The sequence below is a fragment of the Marinobacter sp. SS8-8 genome (assembly GCF_030540945.1).
Classification (GTDB): domain Bacteria; phylum Pseudomonadota; class Gammaproteobacteria; order Pseudomonadales; family Oleiphilaceae; genus Marinobacter.
Map to the genome: position 1 here is coordinate 1 of NZ_JASSVN010000028.1, position 26,324 is coordinate 26,324.

The 26,324-nt window shown below is 56.8% G+C and carries 19 protein-coding genes; 7 read left to right on the forward strand and 12 right to left on the reverse strand.

Going from position 1 to position 26,324, the window contains the following annotated elements; translation table 11 throughout:
* The first annotated feature begins 109 nt into the window (after positions 1-109).
* Positions 110-301 carry a helix-turn-helix domain-containing protein gene (locus tag QPL96_RS19515; RefSeq protein ID WP_368388925.1) on the forward strand — a complete coding sequence of 64 codons (192 nt, stop codon included), beginning with the start codon at positions 110-112 and terminating at the stop codon, positions 299-301.
* A gap of 45 nt (positions 302-346) precedes the next feature.
* Here the strand turns inward: QPL96_RS19515 and QPL96_RS18295 are convergent, their stop codons facing one another.
* From QPL96_RS18295 to rpmH, 6 genes are all read right to left on the reverse strand, one after another.
* Positions 347-1,537 carry a site-specific integrase gene (locus tag QPL96_RS18295; protein ID WP_303288727.1) on the reverse strand — a complete coding sequence of 397 codons (1,191 nt, stop codon included), beginning with the start codon at positions 1,535-1,537 and terminating at the stop codon, positions 347-349.
* A gap of 170 nt (positions 1,538-1,707) precedes the next feature.
* Positions 1,708-3,078 carry a tRNA uridine-5-carboxymethylaminomethyl(34) synthesis GTPase MnmE gene (gene mnmE / locus QPL96_RS18300; RefSeq protein ID WP_303288728.1) on the reverse strand — a complete coding sequence of 457 codons (1,371 nt, stop codon included), beginning with the start codon at positions 3,076-3,078 and terminating at the stop codon, positions 1,708-1,710.
* 76 nt (positions 3,079-3,154) lie between these two features.
* Entirely contained in the window at positions 3,155-4,879 is a 1,725-nt protein-coding gene (yidC, locus tag QPL96_RS18305; protein WP_303288729.1) for a membrane protein insertase YidC, read from the reverse strand.
* A gap of 4 nt (positions 4,880-4,883) precedes the next feature.
* A complete protein-coding gene (gene yidD / locus QPL96_RS18310) occupies positions 4,884-5,177 on the reverse strand; it encodes a membrane protein insertion efficiency factor YidD (protein ID WP_303288730.1) in 294 nt (97 codons plus the stop codon).
* Positions 5,177-5,584: a ribonuclease P protein component gene (gene rnpA / locus QPL96_RS18315; protein ID WP_303288731.1), complete on the reverse strand. Its 408-nt coding sequence runs from the start codon at positions 5,582-5,584 to the stop codon at positions 5,177-5,179. Before rnpA ends, yidD begins: the two co-directional genes overlap by 1 nt.
* A gap of 14 nt (positions 5,585-5,598) precedes the next feature.
* A complete protein-coding gene (gene rpmH, locus QPL96_RS18320) occupies positions 5,599-5,733 on the reverse strand; it encodes a 50S ribosomal protein L34 (protein WP_008172542.1) in 135 nt (44 codons plus the stop codon).
* A 646-nt stretch (positions 5,734-6,379) separates the two neighbouring features.
* Between rpmH and dnaA the strand changes: the two genes are divergently transcribed.
* The 5 genes from dnaA (at position 6,380) to gyrB (ending at position 14,004) form a co-directional block, all read left to right on the forward strand.
* On the forward strand, positions 6,380-7,834 hold the full coding sequence (gene dnaA, locus QPL96_RS18325; protein WP_303288732.1) for a chromosomal replication initiator protein DnaA: 1,455 nt from the start codon (positions 6,380-6,382) through the stop codon (positions 7,832-7,834).
* A gap of 55 nt (positions 7,835-7,889) precedes the next feature.
* Positions 7,890-8,993: a DNA polymerase III subunit beta gene (gene dnaN, locus QPL96_RS18330; RefSeq protein ID WP_303288733.1), complete on the forward strand. Its 1,104-nt coding sequence runs from the start codon at positions 7,890-7,892 to the stop codon at positions 8,991-8,993.
* A 13-nt stretch (positions 8,994-9,006) separates the two neighbouring features.
* Positions 9,007-10,278 (forward strand): AarF/ABC1/UbiB kinase family protein, encoded by a 1,272-nt coding sequence (locus QPL96_RS18335; protein WP_303288734.1) that lies wholly within the window; start codon positions 9,007-9,009, stop codon positions 10,276-10,278.
* 129 nt (positions 10,279-10,407) lie between these two features.
* Positions 10,408-11,535 (forward strand): DNA replication/repair protein RecF, encoded by a 1,128-nt coding sequence (gene recF / locus QPL96_RS18340; RefSeq protein ID WP_303288735.1) that lies wholly within the window; start codon positions 10,408-10,410, stop codon positions 11,533-11,535.
* A gap of 54 nt (positions 11,536-11,589) precedes the next feature.
* On the forward strand, positions 11,590-14,004 hold the full coding sequence (gene gyrB, locus QPL96_RS18345; RefSeq protein ID WP_303288736.1) for a DNA topoisomerase (ATP-hydrolyzing) subunit B: 2,415 nt from the start codon (positions 11,590-11,592) through the stop codon (positions 14,002-14,004).
* Positions 14,005-14,099: 95 nt separating this feature from the next.
* Here the strand turns inward: gyrB and QPL96_RS18350 are convergent, their stop codons facing one another.
* From QPL96_RS18350 to QPL96_RS18360, 3 genes are all read right to left on the reverse strand, one after another.
* Positions 14,100-14,852: a VC0807 family protein gene (locus tag QPL96_RS18350; RefSeq protein ID WP_303288737.1), complete on the reverse strand. Its 753-nt coding sequence runs from the start codon at positions 14,850-14,852 to the stop codon at positions 14,100-14,102.
* 151 nt (positions 14,853-15,003) lie between these two features.
* Positions 15,004-16,281 (reverse strand): 4-aminobutyrate--2-oxoglutarate transaminase, encoded by a 1,278-nt coding sequence (gene gabT, locus QPL96_RS18355; RefSeq protein ID WP_303288738.1) that lies wholly within the window; start codon positions 16,279-16,281, stop codon positions 15,004-15,006.
* A gap of 89 nt (positions 16,282-16,370) precedes the next feature.
* A complete protein-coding gene (locus QPL96_RS18360) occupies positions 16,371-18,101 on the reverse strand; it encodes an ABC transporter transmembrane domain-containing protein (protein WP_303288743.1) in 1,731 nt (576 codons plus the stop codon).
* Between the two features lie 252 nt (positions 18,102-18,353).
* Here QPL96_RS18360 and QPL96_RS18365 point away from each other — a divergent pair, with 252 nt between their 5' ends.
* Positions 18,354-20,156 (forward strand): ABC transporter ATP-binding protein/permease, encoded by a 1,803-nt coding sequence (locus QPL96_RS18365; protein ID WP_303288739.1) that lies wholly within the window; start codon positions 18,354-18,356, stop codon positions 20,154-20,156.
* Here QPL96_RS18365 and recD read toward each other — a convergent pair.
* From recD to QPL96_RS18380, 3 genes are all read right to left on the reverse strand, one after another.
* Entirely contained in the window at positions 20,153-22,420 is a 2,268-nt protein-coding gene (recD, locus tag QPL96_RS18370) for an exodeoxyribonuclease V subunit alpha (RefSeq protein WP_303288740.1), read from the reverse strand. The two genes, QPL96_RS18365 and recD, sit on opposite strands and share 4 nt — an antisense overlap.
* The gene (recB, locus tag QPL96_RS18375) at positions 22,417-26,133 is read right to left on the reverse strand and encodes an exodeoxyribonuclease V subunit beta (protein WP_303288741.1); all 3,717 of its coding nucleotides are present in this window, start codon (positions 26,131-26,133) and stop codon (positions 22,417-22,419) included. The genes recD and recB overlap by 4 nt, the downstream gene beginning before the upstream one ends.
* Positions 26,130-26,324: hypothetical protein (locus QPL96_RS18380; protein ID WP_303288742.1), on the reverse strand; the 195-nt coding region annotated here is incomplete at its 5' end. The genes recB and QPL96_RS18380, both read right to left, overlap by 4 nt.

Sequence of the window (26,324 nt, forward strand, 5' to 3'; positions counted from 1 at the left end):
CTGGTTTTTTCTTTTGTTTCAATTGCTTGTGACAAAGAATACCATTTTCCGCTGGAGGTTTCCTGCCTGATTACCTCATTTTTTTATTTAATATCAGTGTTTTACGTTTATGGACGGAAACCAGCTAACCTCCCAAAAGAAGATCCCGCATTTCAAGCCAAATGGTCACCGGATTTTCTTTCGCCGCGCAGACATCTTGAAGTGGCTCCAGTCCAACCGGATCGCGACGGCGGACGAGATCGAGCAGTCGGCTGCTCAGCACCTGGTGAGCCACCGAAGACCAGGACGGCGGAGTGTTTGACGTGGGGCAGGAGGAAAGAGGGGCTGTGAAAGCCCCTCTCATCACTTAGGCTGCACATTCCCCAACTCCGTCCAGTGTCTCCCTAAATATGTCAGGAAAACTCCTCATGGCCTCTGTGCGGCGAGTTTCGAGTATGTCCGCATAGATTTCGGTGGTTCGCAGCTCACTATGGCCCAGAAGCCGGGACAGCGAGTAGATATCTACACCCCTAGCCAGTTGATTCACTGCAAATGTATGCCGTCCGGCATGGAAAGTCACACTCTTGGTGATACCCGCCCGCATGACCCATTGTGCCAACGCAACGTTGGTATAAGAGTCATACTTGAGACCCTTGAATACGCGATCACCTGGCTTTCCGCGATTCTCCAGATTCAACAGTCTCACCGCTGAATCTGGAAGATCAAGGTATTGCAATGAGTTTCCGGCATTCACCAGCTTCTTCTGCCGGAAAATAATGCGGTAATGCCCATCGGCGAATTCTTCAATCTCACCCCAGACCAGCTTGTGGATGTCTGACCAGCGCAGGCCGGTGGTGCAGGAAAACAGGAACGCGCGCCGCAGCACGTCATATCGGCATTCGGCTTTGGTTAGTGCCCGGACCTCTTCCAGGGTCAAATACGTTCGTTTAGTGTTCTCCGGCTTGATGGACTTAACCTGTTGAACCGGGTTGTCGCGGACAATGCCGTCCCGATAGGCCTGGTTGAGCGCAGCGCGAACCTTGTTGAAGTAACTGCTGGTCGTGTTCTTGGCCAGTTTGGTACCGGATTTGGTGGTGGCTTCATGCTGAAGGTAGTGCAGGAACCCCTCCAGAAATCGCTTATCGACTTGTTCAAAGGTCAGTTCAGACAAGCCATGGTAGCGGTGCAGGTGATGACGGGTGGAGATCCAGATCGAATGGTTGGATTTGCTCCCGGAAGCCTTCTCGTCGGTCAACTGGTCGAAGTAATCGAAGAAGCTGGCAGACAGCTTGGTCCGATCATCCAATCCATGTCGTGACGACTCGATTTCCAACAGCCGCTTTGCCCGGATGGCCTCAGCCTTCTGATTCACGGTCTTGTTGTGCTCACGCTCCGCCGGAAGGCGGGGTTTGTCGTAGAGGAAAAGGTTCAGGGGCTCATATGAGCGCTTCTGCGCCCGAGAACCGTTCTGACCCGTCTTGGAACCGTGATAGTAGACCAGTCGCAAGGCACGGTGGCCGTTCTTGTCTGGTTCGCGTTTCTGGATAGTGATTTTCATGTTTTGCTCCTTTTGTGCTCCGAGTGCTCCGAAAACTTATACTCGGAGCACACACGGAGCAAGAGGGGGCAAAACGGATCAAACTGCCTGCAAAGAAATAGAATAAAATTCTTTATAAAACAATAGCTTATTTGTATTTAATTGGATGCTTTTCGATCTTTTTGGCCGTTTTACTTCCCGATACAGAAACTGCTGAAAATCTTGCCCAACAATTCATCGGGTGTCAGGTGGCCGGTAATCTCGCCCAGGGCATCCTGGGCAGCGCGCAAGTCTTCGGCCAGCAATTCACCGGCACCGAAGCCCTCGAGTTGGCCCTGGCCCCGGACCAGCAATTCCAGAGCTCTCTCAAGGGCATCCAGATGCCGGCGACGGGCTAGGAATCCGCCTTCGGTGGTACTGGCAAACCCCATGCATTGCTTGAGATGGCCCCGGAGAATCTCAAGCCCTCCGGCGGATTTCGCTGCCAGACGGATGACCGGAGCACTCTGGTGAAGCTCCGCGCTGATACCAATCCCTTCGCCGGAAAGGTCCACCTTGTTACGGATGACCGTGACCGGAGCGTTCGCTGGCAACCGGTCGATAAAATCCGGCCAGATTTCATGGGGCTCGGTTTTATCGGTGGTGGTTGCATCCACCATCAGCAGGATGCGATCAGCCTGACGGATCTCATCCCACGCCCGGGCAATCCCGATCTGTTCCACTTCATCCGGGCTGTCCCTCAGGCCAGCGGTATCAATGATGTGCAGCGGCATGCCATCGATGTGGATATGTTCCCTGAGGACATCCCGGGTGGTGCCTTCAATGGCCGTAACAATCGCCGCTTCGCGACCGGCTAGGGCGTTGAGCAGACTGGATTTGCCCGCGTTTGGCCGGCCGGCAATCACCACTTTCATACCATCCCGTAATAGGGTGCCCTGCTGGGCGTCGGCAAGAATCCGCTCAAGCCGGTCACGCAGGGCCTGAAGGTCATGGGCCACCTTGCCATCGGCGAGGAAATCAATTTCCTCTTCCGGAAAATCGATGGCCGCCTCAACGTAAATCCGCAGGTGGGTGACCGCGTCCATCAGGTCTTCAATCTGCCGGGAAAATACCCCCTGCATGGAACGCACGGCACAGCGGGCGGCCTGTTCCGAACTGCTCTCGATTAGATCAGCGACAGCCTCGGCCTGGGCCAGATCCAGCTTGTCGTTCAGGAACGCCCGCTCGGAGAATTCACCGGGCCTCGCCAGTCTTGCGCCCAGGCTACAGACTTCACGGAGCAGGAGATCCAGAATCACCGTGCCGCCATGGCCCTGCAACTCGAACACGTCCTCCCCGGTAAAGGAGTGGGGATTGGGGAAAAACAGTCCTATTCCCTCATCGATCAGTGCCCCGTCGCTGTCCAGGAAGGGGCCGTAATGGGCATAGCGTGGTTTGGGGCGGAAACCCAATATCTGTCCGGCAATCTCCGAAGCCTTCGGGCCGGATACCCGGACAATGCCAACACCGGCCTGGCCGGGTGCTGTGGCAATGGCGGCGATGGTGTCAGAACTCTGGCTCATGTGGGTTGTTCCTCGGGGCCGAAACAACAGAGGCCCCTTCGCGGAGCCTCTGTTTGGATCAGATTGAGTGCACGGGTCAGTGCTTTTTGGCTGCCGTCTCTGCTTCAATCTTGCGGGTAATATACCACTGCTGACTGATCGACAGAATGTTGTTTGTCAGCCAGTACAGTACCAGACCTGCCGGGAACCACAGGAAGAACACGGTAAAGACCAGCGGCATCAGCTTCATGATCTTGGCCTGCATCGGATCCGGTGGCGTCGGGTTCAGGTGCATCTGCAGGAACATGCTTGCGCCCATCAGGATTGGCAGAATGAAGTACGGATCCATTTGGGAAAGGTCATTGATCCATAGCACGAACGGGGCATGTCGCAGTTGTACACTCTCAAACAGAACCCAGTACAGGGATATGAACACCGGCATCTGCACCAGGATTGGCAGGCAGCCACCCAGCGGGTTGATCTTTTCCCGCTTGTACAGTGCCATCATTTCCTGGGACATGCGCTGGCGATCATCGCCATAGAGTTCCTTGAGCCGGGTCAGTTGCGGCGCCACTGCACGCATTTTGGCCATGGATTTGTAGCTGGTGGCGGACAGGTGGAAGAACACAGCTTTCACCAGAACGGTCAGCAGGATAATGGAGACACCCCAGTTTCCGACAATGCTGTAAAACCACTCCAGGATGACGAACAGTGGCAGGGAAATAAAGAACAGCCAGCCGAAGTCGACAGTGCGATCCAGATTGGGCGCTATGTTTTCCAGACGATCAATAACTTTAGGCCCAACGTAGGCACGGGCACCGATTTCAGCGGTTTGGCCAGGCTCAACGGTTGTCGCCGGGTAGACAAAGCCCATTACGTAATAGGGCCCGCGACGGGTCGTCTGGAACTGGGCAACCTGATCACGCTCGGGAACCCACGCGGAAATGAAGTAGTGCTGGAGGAAGGCGAGCCAGCCGTTGGTGACGGACTGGTTGAGCTGGTTTTCCTGAAGATCGTCGAATTTGAATTTCTGGTACGGATCCTCCGGAGAACTGACAACCAGACCGAGGAAGGCCTTGATGCCCATGCTGGCCTGGGAGGTGGGGTCGGGAGACTGGTCACGTACAATTTTTCCGGTAAAATTGGCCTGCCAGTTCTCACTGGACTGGTTTTCAACCAGGTATTTCACAGCAATTTCGTAACTGTTGCGCTCGAACTGATACCGCTTGATGATCCGGACGCCCTTGTCGGTTGTGAAGGTGAGGTCAACGGTAAGCTGATTGTCACCTTCGACCAGTTCATAGCTCGAGGCTTCGGTCTGATACACCGGGGGCGTGCCGTTTTTACGGCTGTCCGGGCCGTCACGGCCGATAAGCCCACTTTCGAGAACATACAGCCGGTTTTCAGTGTTATTGAGCAGTGTCAGAGGTTCTTTGCTGTGGAGTGACCTGTCGTAATCCAGAAGCTGGGCGCGAACCAGATTACCACTGACCCGGTCGATGGTCAGCTCGTAAACATCAGTTCGTACCTTAACGAACTGATTGGTGACGGTGGTGCCGGCCTCAACCTGGCCGACAACGGACTCTCCGGTTTCCGGTGTGGTGAATTCTTCAGAGCCGGGGTTGGGTGCGGATAAGCCAGTATTGTCCTCCGGCAGCACCATATCATCTGCATTGCCTGAGCGATTCGTTGTTTGTGACGGAGCGGATTGAGAAACCTGAGTGGTCTCCGGGCGCTGGTAATAATCCTCATTCCAGGCAAGCACCATCAGATAACTGACAATAGCCAGGCCGGCAAATAATACGATGCGTTGAATATCCATAGAGTTACTGTCTGGTCTGGGTTGTTGTGTGGGAATGATCAGGGTGTACGCAAGCCGTTCCGGATTCCAGGCCCACGGACTTTTCCGTGCCCGGCACCGGATCATACCCGCCTTCCGCCCAGGGGTGACACCTTAACAGACGCCGGATTGCGAGAAATAACCCTTTCAGGGCGCCATGATGAACAATGGCTTCAACGGCATATTGTGAGCAGGTGGGGTAATGGCGGCAATGGCTGGCCATCATGGGACTGATGGCATACTGGTAGAAGCGGATGGGCAGGAGCAAAAGTTTGCGCATTAACCCGTTCCTCGACCGGGAGTCTCCGATGGTGCTGCCCGGGATGGCTGAGATTGAGTGTATTTTTTCCTGAGCCGTCGCCAGAGATCGTCCATGGATGCGCGAACAGTTGGGTTGTCCAGGGAAATAAGGCCCTGTCTTCCCAGTACCACAACATCAAGCCCCGGGAGCTCCGTCTGATGTCGGAAGCTTTCCCTGACCTGGCGTTTTATCCGGTTTCTCTGAACCGAGAGCTTCAGATTTTTCTTGGAAAAAATCAAACCAACCCTGGCGTGACCGAGAGTATTCGGTGTCGCCAGGATCAGAAAATTCCTGTGTGGAACTTTCAGCTGCACGTCGTTGAAGACTTTACCGTAATCAGCAGGTCGCAGGAGACGATTTGATTTCGGGAAACCGAAAGCCTTCATTCGGCGGACAGAGCTTACGCGGACAGACGTGCGCGGCCTTTGGCACGACGACGGGAAATAACCTTGCGGCCATTGGCAGTTGCCATACGGGCACGGAAACCGTGAACGCGCTTACGCTTCAGGACGCTTGGTTGAAACGTTCTTTTCATGGTGATGATCTCACAATTCGTAAGGTGGAAATTCAGTAACTGGCCGGAAATTGTACAGCCGAAACAGGAGCGGCATTTTATGCAAATGGCGGCGGGAATTCAATGTTTATTGCTGCGGGGTTATGCCGATGGCGAAAACCGGAAAAGGTTCGACCAGGTAATTAAAGTCAGTAAGTGTTTTTAGAATTTCTTTAAGGATTAATTTATTACTGTTATTAGAGGCGACGTTTTCTGTGGATAAGTAAAAATAAGTAATAAAAAACAATTATTTGTATAGTTTATAAGGGTATTGACAAGGCGCCCTGAGGGCTGTGGACGACGCCGAGGCGGATTGTGGGTAACACGGTGTGGTCGAATCTGATCGAGTTATCCCCGGTTGTGCCCCATGGTTCCTAACAGGGTTCATCCACGGTTGTACACACAGGGCTGTGCACAACCTGGGAAGCGGAAATGTTCTGTACACAAGGTTGTAGGTAAGTCTGTATAAAATTGAAATATAAGGGAATAAATTTCCACAGGCTGTTAACGAACTGGCTTTAGCACTTTTACTTCGGGCCCCGGCGGGTTAGAATCCGGGGTCATCTCTCTGGACAGGATGTCCCTTATCCGTTCAGCGATATTTCAGGGTTATCGGGAGCAGGCTGTCGTGCCAAATAGTATGTGGCATCAATGTCTTGAAGTACTTCGGGACGAGTTTCCCGCACAACAGTTCAATACCTGGCTCAGGCCCCTGCAATCCGATCACCGGGAGGGCCAACTGATGTTGTTCGCGCCCAATCGCTTTGTTATGGATTGGGTAAACGAAAAGTACCTTCGGCGCATTGAAGAGGTTCTCAAGGATCTGAACGGTGGTCAGGCGCCCCGGGTTAACATGAAGGTGGGATCGGCGCCCCGGGAAAGTGACCCGGTCAAGCGCTCGGAAAGGCCTGCCCGGCTGAACGGCCAGGTGCTGGAGGAAGCCGGGAGTCGGGTCACGGAAGAGGAAAGAGGCGTCGCCGCGACGGTGCCCGGATCAACGTCTGTGCGACCCAAAGGTTATAGTGAGCGCCGGCCGGTTCAGATTGAAGGGGATATCAAGCACCAGAGTTTTCTCAATGAAGGCTTCACCTTTGAAACCTTTGTGGAGGGTAAGTCCAACCAGTTGGCGCGGGCGGCGTCCATGCAGGTGGCTGAAAATCCGGGTGGCGCCTACAATCCCCTGTTTCTCTACGGTGGCGTTGGTCTGGGTAAAACCCACCTGATGCATGCCATCGGGAACGAGATTGTCCGTCGCAATCCCAAGGCAAAAGTGGCATACCTCAGGTCAGAGCGTTTTGTGGCCGATATGGTCAAGGCGTTACAGCTCAATGCCATAAATGAATTCAAGCGTTATTACCGGTCGGTGGATGCCCTGCTCATTGATGATATCCAGTTTTTTGCCCGCAAGGAGCGTTCCCAGGAGGAATTCTTCCATACTTTCAACGCGTTGCTTGAGGGTGGCCAACAGGTCATTGTGACCTGTGATCGTTTTCCGAAAGAAATCGTCGACATGGAAGAACGGCTTAAGTCCCGGTTTGGCTGGGGGTTAACGGTCATGGTGGAGCCTCCGGAGCTTGAAACCCGGGTGGCCATATTGATGAAGAAGGCGGAGCAGGCCAACGTCAAGCTGAGCAGCGAAGCGGCCTTTTTTATTGCCCAGAAAATCCGATCAAATGTTCGTGAGCTAGAAGGAGCACTGCGTCTGGTGATAGCGAATGCTCACTTCACGGGTTCGGAAATCACTCCCCCATTTATCCGTGAAAGTCTGAAAGACCTGCTGGCACTTCATGAAAAGCAGGTGAGTATTGATAATATTCAGCGCACCGTCGCGGAGTATTACAAGATCAAGGTGGCAGATCTGCTGTCGAAACGGCGGACCCGTGTAGTGACCCGGCCACGACAGGTTGCCATGTCTCTGTCCAAGGAGCTGACCAATCACAGCCTCCCGGAGATTGGCGACGCTTTCGGCGGTCGCGATCACACTACTGTGCTGCATGCATGCAAGAAAATCGTGGAGTTGCAGGAGACCGATCCGGGCATCCGCGAGGATTATCAGAATTTTATGAGACTGCTGACTACCTGATGCCGGGCGTTGGCGAACAACATTCACCCTTCCAACCTAAAGAAAGCTGAGTGCCATGAAACTGATGATCAGCCGTGAATCCCTGCTTATCCCGCTGCAAAGCATTGCGGGTGTCGTGGAAAAGAAGCAGACCATGCCGGTGCTGTCCAACGTACTCCTGACGGCAGAAGACAATGCCCTGACCCTGACCGGGACCAACATGGAAGTGGAACTGGTTGCCCGGGTCACACCGGTGCATGTGGATCAACCTGGCCGGATTACTGTTCCAGCCCGTAAACTGTCCGACATCTGCAGGGCCCTGGGTGATGAGGCACCGATAGAACTGTCGCTGGAAGGTGATCGTTTGCATCTGCGCTGTGGCGCGAGTCACTTCACCCTGTCGACGTTACCGGCCGAGCACTTTCCCAATGTGGAAGACGAAGCGGAGAGTTTCCGGCTTGAATTGCCCCAAAAAGAGCTGGGCCGAATGCTGGACGCAACGGCCTTTGCCATGGCTCAGCAAGATGTTCGTTACTACCTGAACGGGTTGCTGCTGGAAGTGGACAAGGATCATGTGCGCACGATTGCCACCGATGGTCACCGTCTGGCTATGGCTCACCTGGAACTGCCGACGAACTGTCCGGAACTTCGCCAGGTTATCGTGCCCCGTAAAGGCGTGCTGGAACTGGCACGATTGCTTGAGGATGTGGAAACACCGGTCATCCTGGTGATTGGCGATAATCACCTGCGTGCGACGGTGGGCGCTTACACCTTTACCTCAAAACTGATAGAGGGGAGGTTTCCGGACTATAACCGGGTGATTCCCCGTGGCGGCGACAAAGTGATACTGGCAGACCGCGCCACGCTCAGGAATACGCTGCAACGGGCGGGGATTCTGTCTCACGAGAACATTCGGGGTGTGCGCCTGAATCTTGCCCCGAACGAACTCCAGGTATTTGCCAATAATCCGGACCAGGAACAGGCCGAAGACGCGTTGCCCGTGGATTATCAAGGCGAATCCCTGCAGATCGGTTTTAATGTAGGCTATCTGGTGGACGTAATGAACGCGCTGGACGAGGACCAGATAAAGATGACTCTGTCCAACCCCAGCAGCAGCGTCTTGATCGAAGCGCAGAACGATAGCCGTTGCCTTTACGTGGTTATGCCCATGAGGCTGTAGGAGGATGAGATTGATGAGTGCCGTAACGAATGGAATCAAGGGAGCTTTTCGGATTGGGCAGACTGTGTCGGTACTTGGGCGCACAGGGATCAACTGGATTCGTGGGGATCGTCCCCCGACACCCAGGCTGCTGAGGCAGACATTTGAATCACTGGGTGCCACCTACATAAAGCTCGGGCAATTTATCGCCAGCTCACCGACGTTCTTCCCCGAGGAGTATGTTGAGGAATTCCAGAACTGCCTGGATAAGACCCCAAACCTCCCCTTTGGCGTGATTCGGAAGATCATTGCCGAGGAACTGGGGCGTCCGCTGGACGAAGTCTATTCGGACATCGATCCTGTAGCCCTGGCGTCCGCCTCGATTGCGCAGGTACATGCGGCAAGACTGGTAACCGGTGAGGACGTGGTCATCAAGGTGCAGAAGCCGGGCGTTGAGAACATCCTGCTGACGGATCTGAACTTCCTGTACCTATCTGCGCGGATTCTGGAAACACTGGCGCCGAAATTGTCCTGGACCTCCATGTCCGGCATTGTCGAAGAAATCCAGCGGACCATGATGGAGGAATGTGACTTCATCAAGGAAGCCAACAACCTGAGGGTGTTCCGGGAATTTCTGCACGATACTCATAACGAGGATGCGGCCGTCCCCCGGGTTTTCGAACACTGCAGCACCCGTCGAATTCTGACCATGGAACGTTTTCACGGGGTGCCATTGACCGATCTGGAAAGCATAAGGGGTTACGCCCGGGATCCGGAGCGTACGTTGATCACGGCAATGAACACCTGGTTTGCGAGCCTGACCCAGTGTGAATTTTTCCACGCGGACGTTCATGCCGGAAACCTGATGGTGCTGAAAGACGGTCGGGTCGGGTTTATCGATTTCGGAATCGTCGGCCGGATAAAGCCGGATACCTGGCAGGCAGTCAATGATTTCATTTCTGCGGTGATGGTTGGAAATTTCGAGGGTATGGCGGATGCCATGATCCGTATCGGAATCACTCATCGGACTGTCCGGGTGGACGAGCTTGCCGGCGATCTTCGCCGGCTCTACCAGCAGATGGACAAGATGGTACCCGACGAGGTTCCGTATGAGGCCGATAAGGCCGAAGACGACGTAAATCACATTCTGATGGATATGGTTAAAATCGGGGAAAGCCATGGACTTCACTTTCCCAGGGAATTTGCCCTGTTACTGAAACAGTTTTTGTACTTTGATCGTTATGTGCATATCCTCGCGCCGGAAATGGATGTGTTCATGGATGAGCGGCTGAATATGCTTCATTGAGGCGGTGGTCGCCTTCAGGCATTGACTTTTGTACACTAAGGCAGCGTTTTCGGAATGGGTAACGCTGCCTTTTTCATTGTACGGGTCCAGTTTTCCGGCCCCTTCCATTCCGCTTTGAGTTCTCTTCCCATGGCGTTGGTTAAATTCCAGACTGAATACTTCCGCAACCTGTCGTCGGCACCCGTGACTTTTTCTCCTTCCTTTAATCTCCTGTACGGCGAGAACGGCAGTGGTAAAACCAGTGTTCTGGAAGCTATTGGTTATCTGGGGTTGGGGAGATCGTTCCGGGTAAATCGGCATCAGGCGGTAGTGCGTCATGGTGAACAGCGATTCACGGTGTTTGGCGGGCTCGATCACGGGCTGACGGACGATGGTAGGAAATGCGGCAAGGGTCTGGGACACCGGTTAGGCATCTCACGCGATGTGGTGCAAAAAGAAACGGCCTTGCGGGTCGACGGCGAAGGTGTTCGTAGTTTGTCCTCGCTTGCAATGCATTTACCGGTATCGGTGATTGATCCGGGTGTGTTCGATGTCGTTGCCGGGGGGCCGGGGAAACGGAGGCAGTTTCTGGATTGGGCAGTGTTCCACGTGGAACCTTCATTTGGGTCTGTGTGGCAGCAATGTCAGAGAGTGACATCACAGCGGAATCAAACGCTCAGAAATGGTAGACTGGACGAGTCCTTATTGCGGGTCTGGGACCGCCAGTACGCTGCCCTGAGTGACCAGATCAATGACGCCAGAATCAATACGTTTACGCGCTTCAAGGTTGCATTCGAAGCGTTGGTCAGGGAAGTTGAGGTCCAGTGGACCGAAGGACTAAAGCTTGAATTTTACGCCGGGTGGGATACCACTCAATCCCTGATGGACGTGCTGGTAAGCCACCGTGAGCAGGAGCGTAAAATGGGGCACACCCTTTATGGGCCCAACCGCGCAGATATCCGGTTGAAGTTTCAGGGGCGGCCCGTTGCAGAAACCTTCTCCCGGGGCCAGCAGAAAACCCTGGTTATTTTGATGAAGATTGCCCAAGGCATGGTGTTGAGTGGCATGGGCAAACAGGTCACCTTTTTGCTTGACGATATTAATGCCGAGTTGGATGAAGGGCACAGGGCGATGTTGGCCAGCAGGTTACAGGCATTGCGCTGCCAGGTGTTCATTACGTCGATCGAGCGGCCTCGGGTCGGTCAGCTATGGCTGGACGGGAAGACACCAGAATACAGAATGTTCCACGTGGAACATGGCAAATTGACGGAAGAATAAGGCCGGTGCGGAACGCTAAGATGCCCCGGCCTATCACGCTTCAGGAGTTTCCGAATGAGTGAATCGAACTATAATTCCTCCAGTATCAAAGTCTTGAAGGGACTGGATGCGGTGCGAAAACGGCCCGGCATGTACATCGGTGATACCGATGATGGCACTGGTCTGCACCACATGGTTTTTGAATTGGTGGATAACTCCATCGATGAAGCGCTTGCGGGCCACTGCTCCGAGATCGGCGTTGTCATTCACCCCGATGAATCGGTAACGGTAAAAGATAATGGTCGTGGTATTCCGGTGGACCTGCACGAAGAAGAAGGCGTCTCCGCAGCCGAAGTTATCATGACGGTTTTGCACGCCGGTGGTAAATTCGATGACAATTCCTACAAGGTTTCCGGTGGGCTGCACGGTGTAGGTGTATCGGTCGTTAATGCCTTGTCCTCTACCCTGACCCTGACAATCCGTCGCGATGGCAAGGTCTACGAGCAAACCTACACCCATGGTGTGCCCGACGCCCCTCTGAGCCCCGTTGGTGAAACCGACGCATCCGGTACCAAGGTTCACTTCATTCCGTCACCGGAGACCTTCACTCACATTGAATTCCACTATGACATTCTGGCCAAGCGCCTGCGGGAGCTTGCATTCCTGAACAGTGGCGTGCGCATTCGTCTCACAGACGAGCGTAGTGGCAGAGAAGAAGTGTTTGAATACGAAGGCGGTTTGCGGGCTTTTGTTGAGCATCTGAACACCAACAAAACGCCGATTAACCGGGTGTTTCACTTCAACCGTGAGCGTGAAGACGGCATCGCCGTGGAAGTGGCGATGCAGTGGAACGATGCCTTCCAGGAAAACCTTTACTGTTTCACCAACAACATTCCCCAGCGGGATGGTGGTACTCACCTGGCCGGTTTCCGCGCCGCCCTGACCCGGTCCCTGAACAACTATATCGAGCACGAAGGCCTTGGTAAGAAAGCCAAGGTCGCTACGTCTGGTGATGATGCCCGGGAAGGCCTGACCGCGATTGTCAGCGTCAAGGTCCCAGATCCAAAGTTTTCTTCCCAGACCAAGGACAAGCTGGTGTCGTCGGAAGTGAAAACGGCGGTTGAGCAGGAGCTGTATCAGAGCTTCGCCGATTACCTGCAGGAACAGCCCAACGAAGCCAAGCTGATCGTCAACAAGATGATTGAAGCCGCCAGGGCCCGTGAAGCGGCGCGCAAGGCTCGTGACATGACCCGTCGCAAGGGTGCTCTGGATATTGCCGGCCTGCCCGGAAAACTGGCGGATTGTCAGGAGAAGGATCCGGCACTTTCAGAATTGTACATTGTGGAGGGTGACTCGGCCGGCGGCAGCGCCAAACAGGGCCGGGACCGCAAAACCCAGGCGATCCTGCCGTTGAAGGGCAAGATCCTGAACGTGGAGAAAGCCCGGTTCGACAAGATGCTGTCCTCTGCAGAGGTCGGCACCCTGATCACCGCCCTTGGCTGCGGAATCGGCCGGGAGGAGTTCAATCCGGACAAACTTCGGTACCATTCCATCATCATCATGACCGACGCAGACGTGGACGGTTCCCACATCCGTACCCTGCTGCTGACCTTCCTGTTTCGCCAGATGCGCGAAATCATCGAACGTGGCCATGTCTTTATTGCCATGCCGCCCCTGTACAAGGTCAAGCGAGGTAAACAGGAACAGTACCTGAAGGATGAGAAAGCCAAGGAGGCCTACCTCACCCAGACGGCCCTGGAAGGCGCACAGCTGTATGTAAACCCTGAAGCACCGGCGATCAAGGGCTCCGCGCTGGAAACCATGGTGAAGGACTATCAGGCCGTGATGGCCATGATCGGAAGGCTGTCCCGGGCGTATCCCGCCAAGGTACTGGAACAGATGCTTCAGAACATCACGCTCAAGTCAGAGCACCTGAAGGATGAAGAAACGGTGACCCGTTGGGTCGCACGCCTGGGCGATGGGCTGGATCTGGATACCCGTACCGGTACCAAGTACACATTCTCGGTCACTAAAGATCCCGAGCGTGACCTGCACCTGCCGAAGGTCACCATCTATGTTCACGGGATTCCCCATGAGCACGTCTTCAGCCACGAATTCTTTGAGTCGTCTTCCTACGGCGCTATTGCCCGAATGGGCGAAACCCTGGATGGCCTGATTGAAGAAGGCGCCTATATCCAGCGTGGTGAGCGCAAGCAGCCGGTTCTGTCTTTTGAAGGCGCCCTGGACTGGTTGATGAAGGAAGCCCAGCGTGGCTTGAGCATTCAGCGTTACAAGGGCCTAGGCGAAATGAACCCGGATCAGCTGTGGGAAACCACCATGGATCCGGACACCCGCCGCATGATGAAAGTGACCATTGAAGATGCCTTCGCGGCCGACCAGATATTCACCACCCTGATGGGTGACGATGTGGAGCCACGGCGTAACTTTATCCAGACCAACGCTCTGGAAGTTACCAACCTGGATATCTGATTCGTCCAGGTTCTGGTGATTACAAAAAAAGCGGCGAGGGTTTGATGACCTTCGCCGCTTTCTTTCGTCCAGGATTTCCCGTTATCAGCATTGTTCTATTTCCTTGACGTCGATTCGGCGGACTTTTCCTTTTCAGCAAGATGCGGCGCCATAACCTCTTCCAGGGTAAATCCGGTCAGTCGGCGAATGGTGCGCCACAGATAGTAAAAAATGAGTATCATCATCACCATCGAGGGAATGGCAATTATCGGATAGCTGACCAGCGTCATTTGACCAAGCTCTTGGTTGAAGGCCTCGGTTCCGGAGGGGCTGACCACGATCCACTTGGCGAGCACATAATTCATGATCGACGAAAACAGAAACGTGCCTGCAAAAAAGTAGCTGGCCTTCTGTAGCCGTTGCTCGAATTCGTCGACCTGATTGTGTTCTTCAAGGGAGTGTTGGATCTTCTCAACATCCAGTACATTCGGGTTATACAGCAGGGTCCGGACCAGCGGGTACTTGGTTCTTGTGGATACCAGTACGGCCAGGCCAATGATGGCAGGAATCGCTGCTTCCTTGATGGCGAGCCAGCCGGCATCCAGCTCCAGTAATCCGATACCCCCTGTGAGCCCCACACTGATCAGACCCAGAACCGCAATAAAATTCTTCTTGTGGTACTTGACCAGCTCGAACAGTCCCCAGCCCAGGGGAAAGGCGAGCCCGATCAGCAAGGCATTCACACTGCCCAACTGCTCATCGCCACTGAGTTTCATCAAGATCACGGAAGGAATAATGATACTGACCAGCAGATCGACCCAGGGCCTTGGTTTGTGGTCCGGAATGTTGGAGGAACTCGGAGCGGTCATGGTTTAGCCTGGTTGGTGAAACAACAGCAGGCCGAGCGGCACTGCCGGAGAAACTCCGGGCAGTATACGATGAATTCGGAGGCATGGGTAAGCGCAAAAAAGCCGGACCCACGGGGCCCGGCTTTGATCTTCACAGAAAGTTTACAGGGGTTTAAGCCCCAACATCCTTAAGGCTTTCCTCAACAATTGCCAGCCCTTCTTCCAGAACATCGTCCTCGATGGTCACCGGCATCAGGAACCGCAAGGTATTGCCATACATACCGCAGCTCAGCAGAATCAGCCCCTTCTCCTTGGCCTTCTTGGTCACCGCAGCCGCCAATTCCGGCTTCGGCGTATGGCTGGATTTGCTTTCTACCAGCTCGAATGCCGCCATGGGGCCGAGGTTGCGGACGTTATCCACATGCTCGAACTGCTCCTGCCACTGGCTGAAGCGCTTGTTCAGCTTCTCGCCCAGTGCCTGGGCCTTGCCAAGGATGTCCTCTTCCTTGAACACATCGAACACCGCCAAAGCCGCGGCACAGGCGGTCGGGCTGCCGGTGTAGGTGCCGCCCAGAGAGTTCGGGCCAGAGGCATCCATGTGCTTGCCCGTGCCCACGATGGCAGAAATCGGCATGCCGTCGGCCATACTCTTGGCCATGGTCATCAGGTCGGGCTCAATCCCGCTGTGCTCAATGGCAAACATCTTGCCGGTACGGCCAAAGCCGCTCTGAACTTCGTCCACAACCATCAGGATGTTGTTGTCATCGCAGATCTTGCGGATTTCTTTCAGGAAACTGGTCGGTGCTGCGTAAAAACCGCCCTCACCCAGCACAGGCTCAATCACGATGGCCGCCGTATTGTTGGCCGGGGAGTCTGCTTTCATGGTCATCTTCAAACCACGAAGTGCTTCGTCTTCGCTGACACCGTGGTACGGCACCGGGTATGGCGCGCGGTAAACCGTTCCTGGCATGGGCCCGAAATCGGTCTGGTAGGGCGCCGCCTTACCGTTCATGGCCATGGTGTAGAAGGTACGGCCGTGGTAACCGCCATCGAAGCAGATCACGTTGGTTTTGCCAGTGGCTGCCCGGGCGATCTTCATTGCGTTTTCCAGGGCTTCCGCACCGGAGTTGGCCAGCATGACCTTGGCGTGGCCCTTGACCGGAGCCACTTCGCTGAGCTTCTGCGCCAGCTTTACGTAGCCCTCGTAGGGCATCACCGTCTGGCAGGTGTGCATCAGCTTGTCCAGCTGCGCCTTTACCGCCTCCACCACTTTCGGGTGGCGGTGGCCGATGTTAAGTACACCGATGCCGCCGGCAAAATCGATCATGCGTTTGCCGTCTGCATCCCACAGTTCCGCATTCGTTGCATGGTCGGCAAACTGTTCATTGGGACTTGCCGCGCCCGCAGCAACGTAGCGTTCTTTGAGTGCCTGCAATTCTTTATTGCTCACTTTGCCATTCTCCCTGGGTTCAGGTTCAGAAGTTTCACCTACCAGTGTAAGTAGTACGGTGACAGGAAACAAACCGACTATTGTCGCCCTCAGGCGGCGTTTTCCCGGAATTGCAGTTTTGCCAGGCGCTGATAGAGACCATTATGGCGCATTAATTCGCCGTGGGTACCCACGGCCAGCAGGCGGCCCTGATCCAGTACCGCAATGCGATCAGCATCCCTGACCGTCGCCAGTCGATGGGCAATCACCAGCGTGGTGCGCCCGGTTGTGAGTGCTGGCATGGCTTGCTGAATGAGATTTTCACTCTCGGCATCCAGGGCACTGGTGGCTTCGTCCAGCAGGAGAATCGGGGCATCGGCCAACAAGGCCCGGGCAATGGCAAGGCGCTGCTTCTGCCCGCCGGACAATCCCAGGCCGGCATCCCCCAGGGCTGTCCCGTAGCCCTGGGGCAGGCTCTGGATAAAATCATGGGCGTGGGCAATCTGCGCTGCCCGTTGCACTTCGGCCTGGCTTGCATCCGGCCGGGCGTAGCGGATGTTGTCCGCCACAGTGCCATGAAACAGCGCCGGGTTCTGGGGCACCAGAGCAAAACACCGGCGCAAGGATTCCAGGGACAGGTCAGCCGTATTCATTCCGTCAATCAGGATCCGGCCCTGATCAGGCTGGTAAAAATGCAGCAGCAGATCGAACAGGGTCGATTTGCCAGCGCCAGACGGGCCCACCAGCGCCAGGGTTTCCCCGGCTTTCACTTCCAGGGTAAAGTCAGAGAGTGCAGGCTGTTCCGAACGCCCGGGGTAACGGAAGCCCAGGTGCTCAATGCGGATCTCGCCTTTGATGGGATCCGGAAGGGCTTCGCCCGCATTTTCCCGAACAAATTCCGGCTCCGTTTGCAGTAGCTCAAACAGCCGCGCCGCCGAGCCTGCGGCCCTCTGAAGTTCACCAATCACCTCACTGATGGCACCGGCGGCCACGCCCACCAGCAGACTGTAGAAGACAAAGGCTGCCAGCTCACCCGGGCTGATCCGGCCGTGCATAACGTCCAGGCCCCCTATCCAGATAACGATGCCCACAGCGCCCATCACCAGGGAAATGGCCAGTGTGGTCAGCCAGGCGCGCTGACGGATACGCTGACGGGCGATCTCGAAGGCCCGTTCAGACACTTCGGAGAAGTACTTGCGGTCGTGGGGCTGATGGTTGAAGGCCTGAACGGTCTTGATCTGGGTAAGGTTCTCGCCCACGTAGCTGCCGACATCGGCAACCCGGTCCTGGCTTAAACGGGAAAGAGCCCGCACCCGCCGGCCATAGAACAGGATGGGTGCGATCACCAGCGGGAAGCCCAGTAGAATAATACTCGCCAGTTTGGCGTTGGTGATGAACAGCAGCAGCAACCCCCCGACCAGCATCAGGGCATTGCGCAGCGCAATGGAAACCGTGGAGCCAATCACTGACTGCAGCACGGTGGTATCGGCGGTAAACCGGGACTGGATTTCCAGGGCCCGGTTCTGCTCGAAAAAGCCCGGATGAAGATCAATCAGGTGGTTGAAGACTTTTTTGCGGATATCCGCCACCACCCGTTCGCCGATCCAGGACACCAGATAGAACCGGGAAAACGAGCCGACTGCCAGGCCCAGCACCAGCACAAAAAACAGGCCGATGGCTTTGGCCAGATTCTCGGGGGATTCGGTGGCCAGTCCCTGATCCACCAGGATTCGTAAACCCTGTCCTAATCCGAGCGTAATTCCGGCCGTAAAAATCAGCGCCACCAGGGCACCGGCGACAGCCCGGCGATAGGGGCTGATAAAGTCGATGACCAGTTTCAGGGCTTTGCGGTGACGAGTGTTAATGATGTGCCTCCTGGATACGGGGTGCTGTAGACTCCGCTAACAATACGGTTTGTACTCCATACAAGACCTATCATACAGCTACGCAAGAGCGTGCGGGTGGAGCGGCTTGCCAGGACCGTCGAAAGCCAGGGATGGCTTTCGCCGAGCGTACAGGGACGTATTTACAGCGTGTCCTGGCAAGCCGCTCCACCCGCGCGCTCGACTGCTCCGAAGCGGAAGGAACATGAATTGAGAGCCTACGCCGACAACGATTACCCGGCAGATCATAAACCGGACTGGAAAATCATTTCAGGCCTCTGGCCCTATCTGGCCGAATTCCGGGGCCGGGTGGCGTTGGCTCTGGCGTTGCTGGTGCTGGCAAAACTGGCAACGGTGGCTACGCCCATCGCCCTGAAATACATTGTTGACTACCTGGACCAGAACCGCGGGGCAGACATGCTGCTGTGGATTCCTGTGGTGCTGGTGGTGGCCTATGGTTCCCTGCGTTTCGGGGCCACCCTGTTCAGCGAATTGCGGGATGCGGTGTTCGCCCGGGTGGCTGAACGGGCCATGCGGCGGGTGTCCCTGCGGGTGTTCGAGCATCTCCATAACCGGGAACTGGCTTTTCACCTGGACCGGAAAACCGGGGGCCTGGCCCGGGATATCGAGCGGGGCACCAATGGCATCAGCTTCCTGCTGCGCTTTACCCTGTTCAATATTGTGCCTACCCTTCTGGAAATCCTGCTGGTCGCCGGCATCCTGTTTGTGGCGTTCAATGTGGGCTATGTCGTGGCCATAATGGTCGCCGTAGTGGTCTACGTGGTGTTTTCCATCAAGGTGACCGAGTGGCGCACCCGGTTCGTGCGGGAAGCCAATGCCCGGGATAACCAGTCCAACTCCCGGGCGGTAGACAGTCTGCTTAACTATGAAACCGTCAAATACTTCAACAATGAGCGTTATGAATCGCAGTTGTACGATCTGAACCTGGAGGACTGGGAACAGGCACGGCTGAAGAACCGCCTGTCACTGGCGGCCCTGAACTCGGGCCAGGCGCTGATCATCGGCCTGGCGATGATCGTAATCATGGCCATGGCAGTGCGGGAAGTGGCGAGTGGCGCGATTACCCTCGGTGATTTCACCATGATCAACGCCTACCTGTTGCAGCTGTTCATTCCCCTGAATGCCTTGGGTTTTGTCTACCGGGAAATCCGTCAGGCGCTGGTGAATGTCGAGCGGCTGTTCAAGCTGCTCGGAGACGAGCCGGTCATTCAGGATGCACCGGAGGCCGGGAAACTGGCGGTGGATAACGCTGAGGTGCGCTTCGACCACATTTACTTTGCCTATCGCCCGGATCGCCCGATTCTTCAGGATGTGAACTTTTCCATTCCTGCCGGCCATACGGTGGCCGTGGTCGGCGTCAGTGGTGCCGGCAAGTCCACCCTCGCCCGCCTGCTGTTCCGTTTCTACGATGTCGATAAGGGGGCAATCCGCATTGATGGTCAGGATGTCCGCCAGGTCACCCAGGACAGTCTGAGGTCGGCCATTGGTGTGGTGCCCCAGGATACGGTGCTGTTCAACGATACCCTTTACCGGAACCTGGCCTATGGCCGACCGGAAGCTTCCGAAGAAGAGGTGTACCGGGCGGCGCGCCTGGCCCACCTGGAAGATTTTATCCACAGCCTGCCGGATGGCTATGAAACCAAAGTGGGTGAGCGCGGTTTGAAACTATCGGGTGGCGAGAAACAACGGGTGGCCATTGCCCGGGTGATTCTCAAGAACCCGCCGTTGCTGATTCTGGATGAGGCTACATCGTCCCTGGATTCGCTGTCGGAACAGGCGATTCTGGGCGCACTGAAGGAAGTCAGCGAGCAAAGGACGACGCTGGTGATTGCCCACCGCCTTTCCACTGTCCGTGATGCCAACACCATCCTGGTGATGGATGGCGGCCGGATCGTCGAGAGTGGCAGCCACTGCGCGCTGCTGGCTGCCGGTGGCCATTACGCCCATCTGTGGGCGCAGCAGCATCGGAGTAGCGACGACACAGACTCCTAGCCCTCGCTGAGTCTGCTGGCCAGCCCGGAGGCGCGGATTACCTGCTGCCCAACGCTGTCTTTCAGAACCTGAGAGTCGCCGGTAATCAGGCTGAACCAGTTTTTCGCCCGGGTGATGCCGGTGTAGATCAGTTCCCTGGTCAGCACCGGGCTGAGGCGGTCGGGCAGTACCAGGCAGGTATGGTTGAACTCGGAACCCTGGGATTTGTGCACGGTCATGGCGTACACGGTTTCCAGTTGCTGCAGCCGGCTGGGAGAAATCCAGCGGATGCCGCCGGTGCCGTCGCCGCTGGGAAAGGCGACCCGCAGCGTGTCTTTGGGTTCACCGGATTTGGTCCTGTCCCAGGGCACGTTGAAGGCAATGCCGATATCCCCATTCATCAGACCCAGATTGTAGTCGTTGCCGGTAACCAACACCGGCCGGCCGGCGTACCAGCCTTCCGCTCTGGGGATCAGCTTTTCCGCCAACAGATGCCGGGCAACCCGGTCGTTCAGACCCTCCACCCCCCAGGGGCCCTTACGCAGGGCACAGAGAATCTGGAAGTCGTTGAAGGCTTCCAGAACCTGAATCGCCAGAGCATCCCAGTCTTCGCGAGGACTGGTTTCAGTCAGGCCATGATCCTGCATCCGTTCCAGGTAATGGCGATAACCGACTGGCGGCGGCAACTCCTTATTATTCAGTACCCGCCCCTGCCCGGCATTGTGGAAGGCATCCGGTGTGCCGGTAATGGCATGGCGGTGAATCAGCGCTTGTGTTTCCTCCGGATCTGGCCTTGTTTTGTGGCCATTCAGCCAGATCACATCCTTGAACTCTGCTTGCCGGATCTGGCGTAACACTGTGCTATCGAGAGCGTTGGTGTTCACAGCGTCCGAGAGAGCCCGGATACCGCTGTCTTCGTGGAACCGGTAGCTCTTGCGCAGCATGGCCACGGCCTGATCCAGGGGCTGGCCGCCCGGATCGGTCAGGGTCTCTGGAATCTGATCACCGGTGATGGTGGCAAGCCATCGGGTTGTTTTCGGGGTGTAATGCGCTTTCAGGGCACGCTGGCACAGTTCACCCAAGACCGCACCGGCATCCACGGAGGCCAACTGCTCCTTGTCCCCCAGCAGAATCAGTTGGGCATTGGCGGGCAGGGCGTCGAACACCGAGGCCATCAGGTCCACATCCACCATGGAGGCTTCGTCGATCACCAGAATATCCACCAGCAACGGGTTGTCGCGGTTGTGGCGGAACCTGCGGGTATCCGGCCGGCTGCCAAGCAGGCGGTGCAGGGTGGTCACCTTGGTGGGAATATCCTCCATCTGCACGTTGCCCGGCAGTTGCTCCAATGGCAGGCGACTGACGGCGCTGCCGATGGATTCGTTCAGGCGGGCGGCCGCCTTGCCGGTGGGGGCGGCCAGGCGGATGCGGTATTTCCGGCCGGCCCGTTCCGGAGACTCTCCGGCTATTGCCTGCAGCGCCGCCAACAGATTGACCACGGTGGTCGTCTTGCCTGTGCCGGGGCCGCCGGTGATCACCGAAAAGCGGTTACGGGCGGCCAGGGCGCAGGCGAGTTTCTGGTAATCCACCGGTTCCGGTGACTGGAACAGTTGGCCAATGGCGACCGACAGGGTACGGGCCTGCGCAGAATCAGGGTCCGCCAGGGGTAAGGGCAGAGCCAGACGCTGCTGAATCCCCTTGGCAATGCGCTGCTCATAGCGCCAGAAACGGCGCAGGTAGAGCCGGGTCTCGTTCAATACCAGGGGCGTAGTCAGTGAGCCATCACTAACTGCCAGAGAACCGTTCAGAGCGGCTTGGCAGTCGGCCAGGGTAACCCGCGTAAGCAGGTCGCCGGGTTTCAGCTGGCTCAGCCCAGCGGTTTCGGATTGGGTGAGGGTGTCGCCAACTGGCTCCTCCGGCGGCAGCGACAGGGTACTGCCTGCGTCCGCCAGCAGATTAGCCAGATCAATACAGACATGGCCCCGGCCCACTTGATGGGAGGTCAATGCCGCCAGCAGCAGAACCAGTGGATTGGGGCGTTCGCCCTGCTCTTGCGACAGGTCACACATCAGCCGGGCAAAACCCACATCCAGAGGGCGCAGCCATTCCGCCTGTTGCCATTGCTTAAGCAGAGCCACGGTTTTATCCAGGCTGATGAGCAAATCAGGGGTGTCCACGGCCCTGGTTTCCGGGCCGGGCATAGGGGCGGCGGGCGGGGTGTGATCCCCCAAATCCAGCGCGATCTGGTTTTCAGTATTGTCGGTGTGAGTGCGGGTGCGGCTCATGCGGCCACCCCCCCTGGCACGGATTCACCATCAAACAGGGCATCCAGGTGTTCGATCAGCTCCCTTGGTGGTTTGTCGGTGAAGGCACCCCCGCTGGCGGAATGGACCCCCCGCAGGAACAGGTAGACGGCGCCGCCGATGTGCTGGTCATAGCTGTAACCGGGCAGCCGGGCCTTCAGCAACCGGTGCAGGGCCAGCAGGTACAGCACATATTGCAGGTCGTAGCGTTTATTCAGAATGGCGTTACCCATGGCCTGATCCGTGTAGGCACTGTCTTCCTCGCCCAGGGTATTGGATTTGTAGTCCAGCACGTAATACTGCCCGTTGTGTTCAAACACCAGATCGATAAAACCCTTGAGCATACCGTTAAAGCGGTTCTCCTCTACCCTCGGTCGGTCGGCGCCGTTCAGGGTGTAATGGGTCACCAGCTGGTCGAGTTTGCCGATGCTGACGTTACGGCTCTCAAACCAGAATTCCAGTTCCGGGCGCAGGGTCGCCAGGTCAGCCAGGCACACGCTTTCAGTGCCAGAGCGTTGGAGCTGCATTGGTCTGCTGATTAAAGACTGCAACCATTGTTCCAGCGGTTCCACCCAGTCGTTCCAGCCCCGGGTACTGCACCGGCGGGTGAGTTGTTCCCGGAGCCTGGGTGGGTTGTCCACAATCCGCTGGAAGCCCTGTTGGCTGCACCATTCCAGCAGTTCATGCAGGAAGGTGCCGGGGCCGGCGCCTTTCGGGAAGTTGTGGTGGTTGCGGGTGTCCGGCATTGGCGCGGTCTCCTCGCCTTCCTCTTGGGTGCTTTCTTCCAGCAGGTTTTGGGTCTGGGCGTCCTCCACCTCACCGGTGAAGGCAATTCCGGTGCCGGCCATGCCGGTGTATTCGATGGTGGAGTAACTGGCAATCCACCAGTCCTCTTTCGTCTCATGGACGGGTTCCAACGCGGGGCCCAGGGCTTCCGGCGCCGGTTCGGTGTATTGAGCCTGTTCCGCTTCCGGCAGCGGGGTTACGGTAATTTCCGGTCGGCCTTCGCCCAGCCGGGTCAGGCAGTCGGTGATCCGATTGGACGCTTCACCGGCGATCAGATAACCCAGGCCACTTTGCGGCCAGCTGTCGAGGGCAGCCGCGCCCACCCAGGTAGCAAACCGGGCTCGGGTCAGGGCGACGTAGAGCTTGCGGATATCCTCGCCCAGACGCTCCTGATCGGCGCTGGCAACGTCTTCGGCGTTCGGGTCGAAGACAGTGACCAGTTTGCCCTGTTTATCGTGGTAGCGCACAAACGCCTGTTTCTCACTCTGGGCCCGATAGGCGGTGCCGAAGGGTAGGAACACCAGCGGGTATTCCAGCCCTTTGGATTTGTGCACGGTAACCACCTTCACCACCCCGGCATCGCTTTCCAGCCGCAGGGTTCGGTGTTCATTTTCCTCGTCTGCCGCCCGCAGAATCCGGGTGTAGTGATGAACCAGGGCATGTTCGCCGTCCAGTTGCAGGCTGTCCTGCTGGAGCAACTCGGCAATGTGCAGGATGTCGGTCAGCCGGCGCTCGCCGTCTGGCCGTTGCAACAACCGGCCCGGAACTTCGAAATCCATCAGGAAACTGCGCAGCATGGGCAGAACACCCTGCTTCTGCCACTGCTGCTGATACCCCATAAACCGTTCGATTTCCTGATCAAGGGCAATCTCGTCGGTGAGCAACCGGTCCAGGGCCTGCCAGGACTGGCTCAGGGTGGGAGTGGCCAGCGCCGCACGAATGCAGGCCAGTTGCCGGGGCTCGGCGAAGGCCCGCAGCCAGCACAGCATTTCCCTGGCTTCCTGTGAGGTGAGTACCGAATCCCGGTCCGACAGATACACGCTCTTGATGCGCCGGCGGCCCAGGGCGTCCCGCACCGCGCGGGCTTCGTTGCGGTTGTTGACCAGAATGGCGATGTCTTTGGGGGTTACCGGTTCCAGGTCATCGGGATGACCCGGCAATGCAAAACCGGCCTTCCCTGCCTGGCCCAGCGTGAGCAGCCGGGCGATTTCGCTGGCGCAGGTCTCGGCGACATCGGCGGTGGCGGCGCCTTTGGCCAGGCCTTTCGGGTTGCCGTCCTTGCCCTCTTCCCCGGATTCGTGGGTCCAGAACACCAGGCTGGGCTGAATTTTGCCGTTTACCGACCACAGGCGTCCGGTTCCGTTGGCGGCCACGCCCTGGAACCGCAGCGGTGAGGTATCGCCCTTGCCGAACAGGAAAGCGCCATCGCGGCTGTGCTGGTCGCTGTGTTCAAACACCCGGTTCACTGCAGCCACCATGGGTTTGGCGGAACGGAAGTTCGTGCCAAGGGTCCAGGTGCGCTCTTTCACACCCTGGCGGGCCTTTAGATAGGTGTAGATGTCGGCACCGCGGAAGCCGTAGATGGCCTGTTTCGGATCGCCGATCATCAGCAGGCAGGTGTCCGGATCACTGCTTTCCACGTCATAGATCCGGTCGAAGATACGGTACTGCACGGGGTCGGTGTCCTGAAATTCGTCAATCAGAGCCACCGGGAACTGGCGGCGGATGGTAGCGGCCAACTGGTCGCCCCGAGGGCCGTGTAAGGCATCATCCAGGCGGGTGAGCAGATCATCAAAGCCCATCTCCGAGCGTTTCTGCTTTTCCGATTCCAGCCGTTCGGCAATCCAGTGGCTGGCGTGGCGCAAAATGTCGGATTTGGCGCTGGGCTGGTTCTGGCTGAATGCCATCAGTTCTTCGATGACATCAAAGGCCGGGTGATGGGGGGCAGGGTCACTCCCTTTCAGGATGTCATCAAGGCCTTCGGGGGTCTGGTTTTTGAAGCCGGCTTTATCCAGGCCTTCCGGCAACAGGCCCTCGGATTCAGCCCAGGCAGTCAGAGTGTGCCAGCTTTTCACCATGGCGTTCTTGCTGCCGCCGTGGAGCCGCTTGCGCTTGTTCAGGTCGTTCAGCAGTTCAGTAACCTCTTCCTGCCATTGGGTCCAGGGATGGGCCTTCAGTGCCTGAGACCGTTCCAGGCGCAGGCTCGCCACCTGGTTGATGGCCTGACGCACGTTGTCTGGCGGGGTGCCCAGGCTGTCCGGGTCATCGATCAGGTTGCGCACGGCCTTGCGCAGGTCGGCCGGGGTTTTCCAGTGGCTCAGGGCCTCGTCCATCAGCGCCGGCGGCAATGGGTATACGAAGGTGCGCCAGTAATCCCGGGCGGCGTCATCCAGCAGTTCACTCTGGTCGGTTTCCAGGGTGAGTTTGAACAGACTGCCGCTGTCAAAGGCGTGCTCGCTGAGCATGCGGTTGCAGAAGCCGTGAATGGTGGACACCGCCGCTTCGTCCATCCATTCGGCGGCCAACAGCAGCTTCTTGCGGCAGTCTGGCCACGTGGCCGGGTCCGGGTAGCTTTCATTCCGAAGCTGGTAAATCAGTGCCGTTTCGGCTGGCGGATCGGACTCGTCGGGGGCACCGGAAAACACCTCGGCGGCCTGGGTCAGCCGGGTGCGGATGCGGTCTCGCAGCTCTTTGGTCGCAGCCTCGGTGAAGGTAACCACCAGCAGGTTGGGCGGAAGCAGATTCTGCAGTGGGCTGTCTTCGGTCTGGCCATGGCCCAGAACCAGGCGCACATACAGAATGGCGATGGTAAAGGTTTTGCCGGTACCGGCACTGGCTTCGATCAGGGCGCTGCCGTTCAGCGGCAGGGCAAGGGGGTTCAGACTACGGCCAAGGGTGTGGTTGCTCATTTTGGGAAAGATACGCCATACCAGGGTTCTGCAGCGAGGTAGACAGAGACGCTCAGAGGTAGTTTGTAGATAGTTAGTTTCCGTCCATAAACGTAAAACACTGATATTAAATAAAAAAATGAGGTAATCAGGCAGGAAACCTCCAGCGGAAAATGGTATTCTTTGTCACAAGCAATTGAAACAAAAGAAAA

Bases quoted from the DNA above. Each gene is read 5' to 3' on its own strand.
- rnpA (WP_303288731.1), bottom strand. From the start codon at position 5,584: ATGAAGGCTTTCGGTTTCCCGAAATCAAATCGTCTCCTGCGACCTGCT.
- yidD (WP_303288730.1), bottom strand. From the start codon at position 5,177: ATGCGCAAACTTTTGCTCCTGCCCATCCGCTTCTACCAGTATGCCATC.
- QPL96_RS18295 (WP_303288727.1), bottom strand. From the start codon at position 1,537: ATGAAAATCACTATCCAGAAACGCGAACCAGACAAGAACGGCCACCGT.
- recB (WP_303288741.1), bottom strand. From the start codon at position 26,133: ATGAGCAACCACACCCTTGGCCGTAGTCTGAACCCCCTTGCCCTGCCG.
- QPL96_RS18350 (WP_303288737.1), bottom strand. From the start codon at position 14,852: ATGACCGCTCCGAGTTCCTCCAACATTCCGGACCACAAACCAAGGCCC.
- mnmE (WP_303288728.1), bottom strand. From the start codon at position 3,078: ATGAGCCAGAGTTCTGACACCATCGCCGCCATTGCCACAGCACCCGGC.
- rpmH (WP_008172542.1), bottom strand. From the start codon at position 5,733: ATGAAAAGAACGTTTCAACCAAGCGTCCTGAAGCGTAAGCGCGTTCAC.
- QPL96_RS19515 (WP_368388925.1), top strand. From the start codon at position 110: ATGGACGGAAACCAGCTAACCTCCCAAAAGAAGATCCCGCATTTCAAG.
- recD (WP_303288740.1), bottom strand. From the start codon at position 22,420: ATGAGCCGCACCCGCACTCACACCGACAATACTGAAAACCAGATCGCG.
- recF (WP_303288735.1), top strand. From the start codon at position 10,408: ATGGCGTTGGTTAAATTCCAGACTGAATACTTCCGCAACCTGTCGTCG.
- gyrB (WP_303288736.1), top strand. From the start codon at position 11,590: ATGAGTGAATCGAACTATAATTCCTCCAGTATCAAAGTCTTGAAGGGA.
- dnaN (WP_303288733.1), top strand. From the start codon at position 7,890: ATGAAACTGATGATCAGCCGTGAATCCCTGCTTATCCCGCTGCAAAGC.
- QPL96_RS18335 (WP_303288734.1), top strand. From the start codon at position 9,007: ATGAGTGCCGTAACGAATGGAATCAAGGGAGCTTTTCGGATTGGGCAG.
- yidC (WP_303288729.1), bottom strand. From the start codon at position 4,879: ATGGATATTCAACGCATCGTATTATTTGCCGGCCTGGCTATTGTCAGT.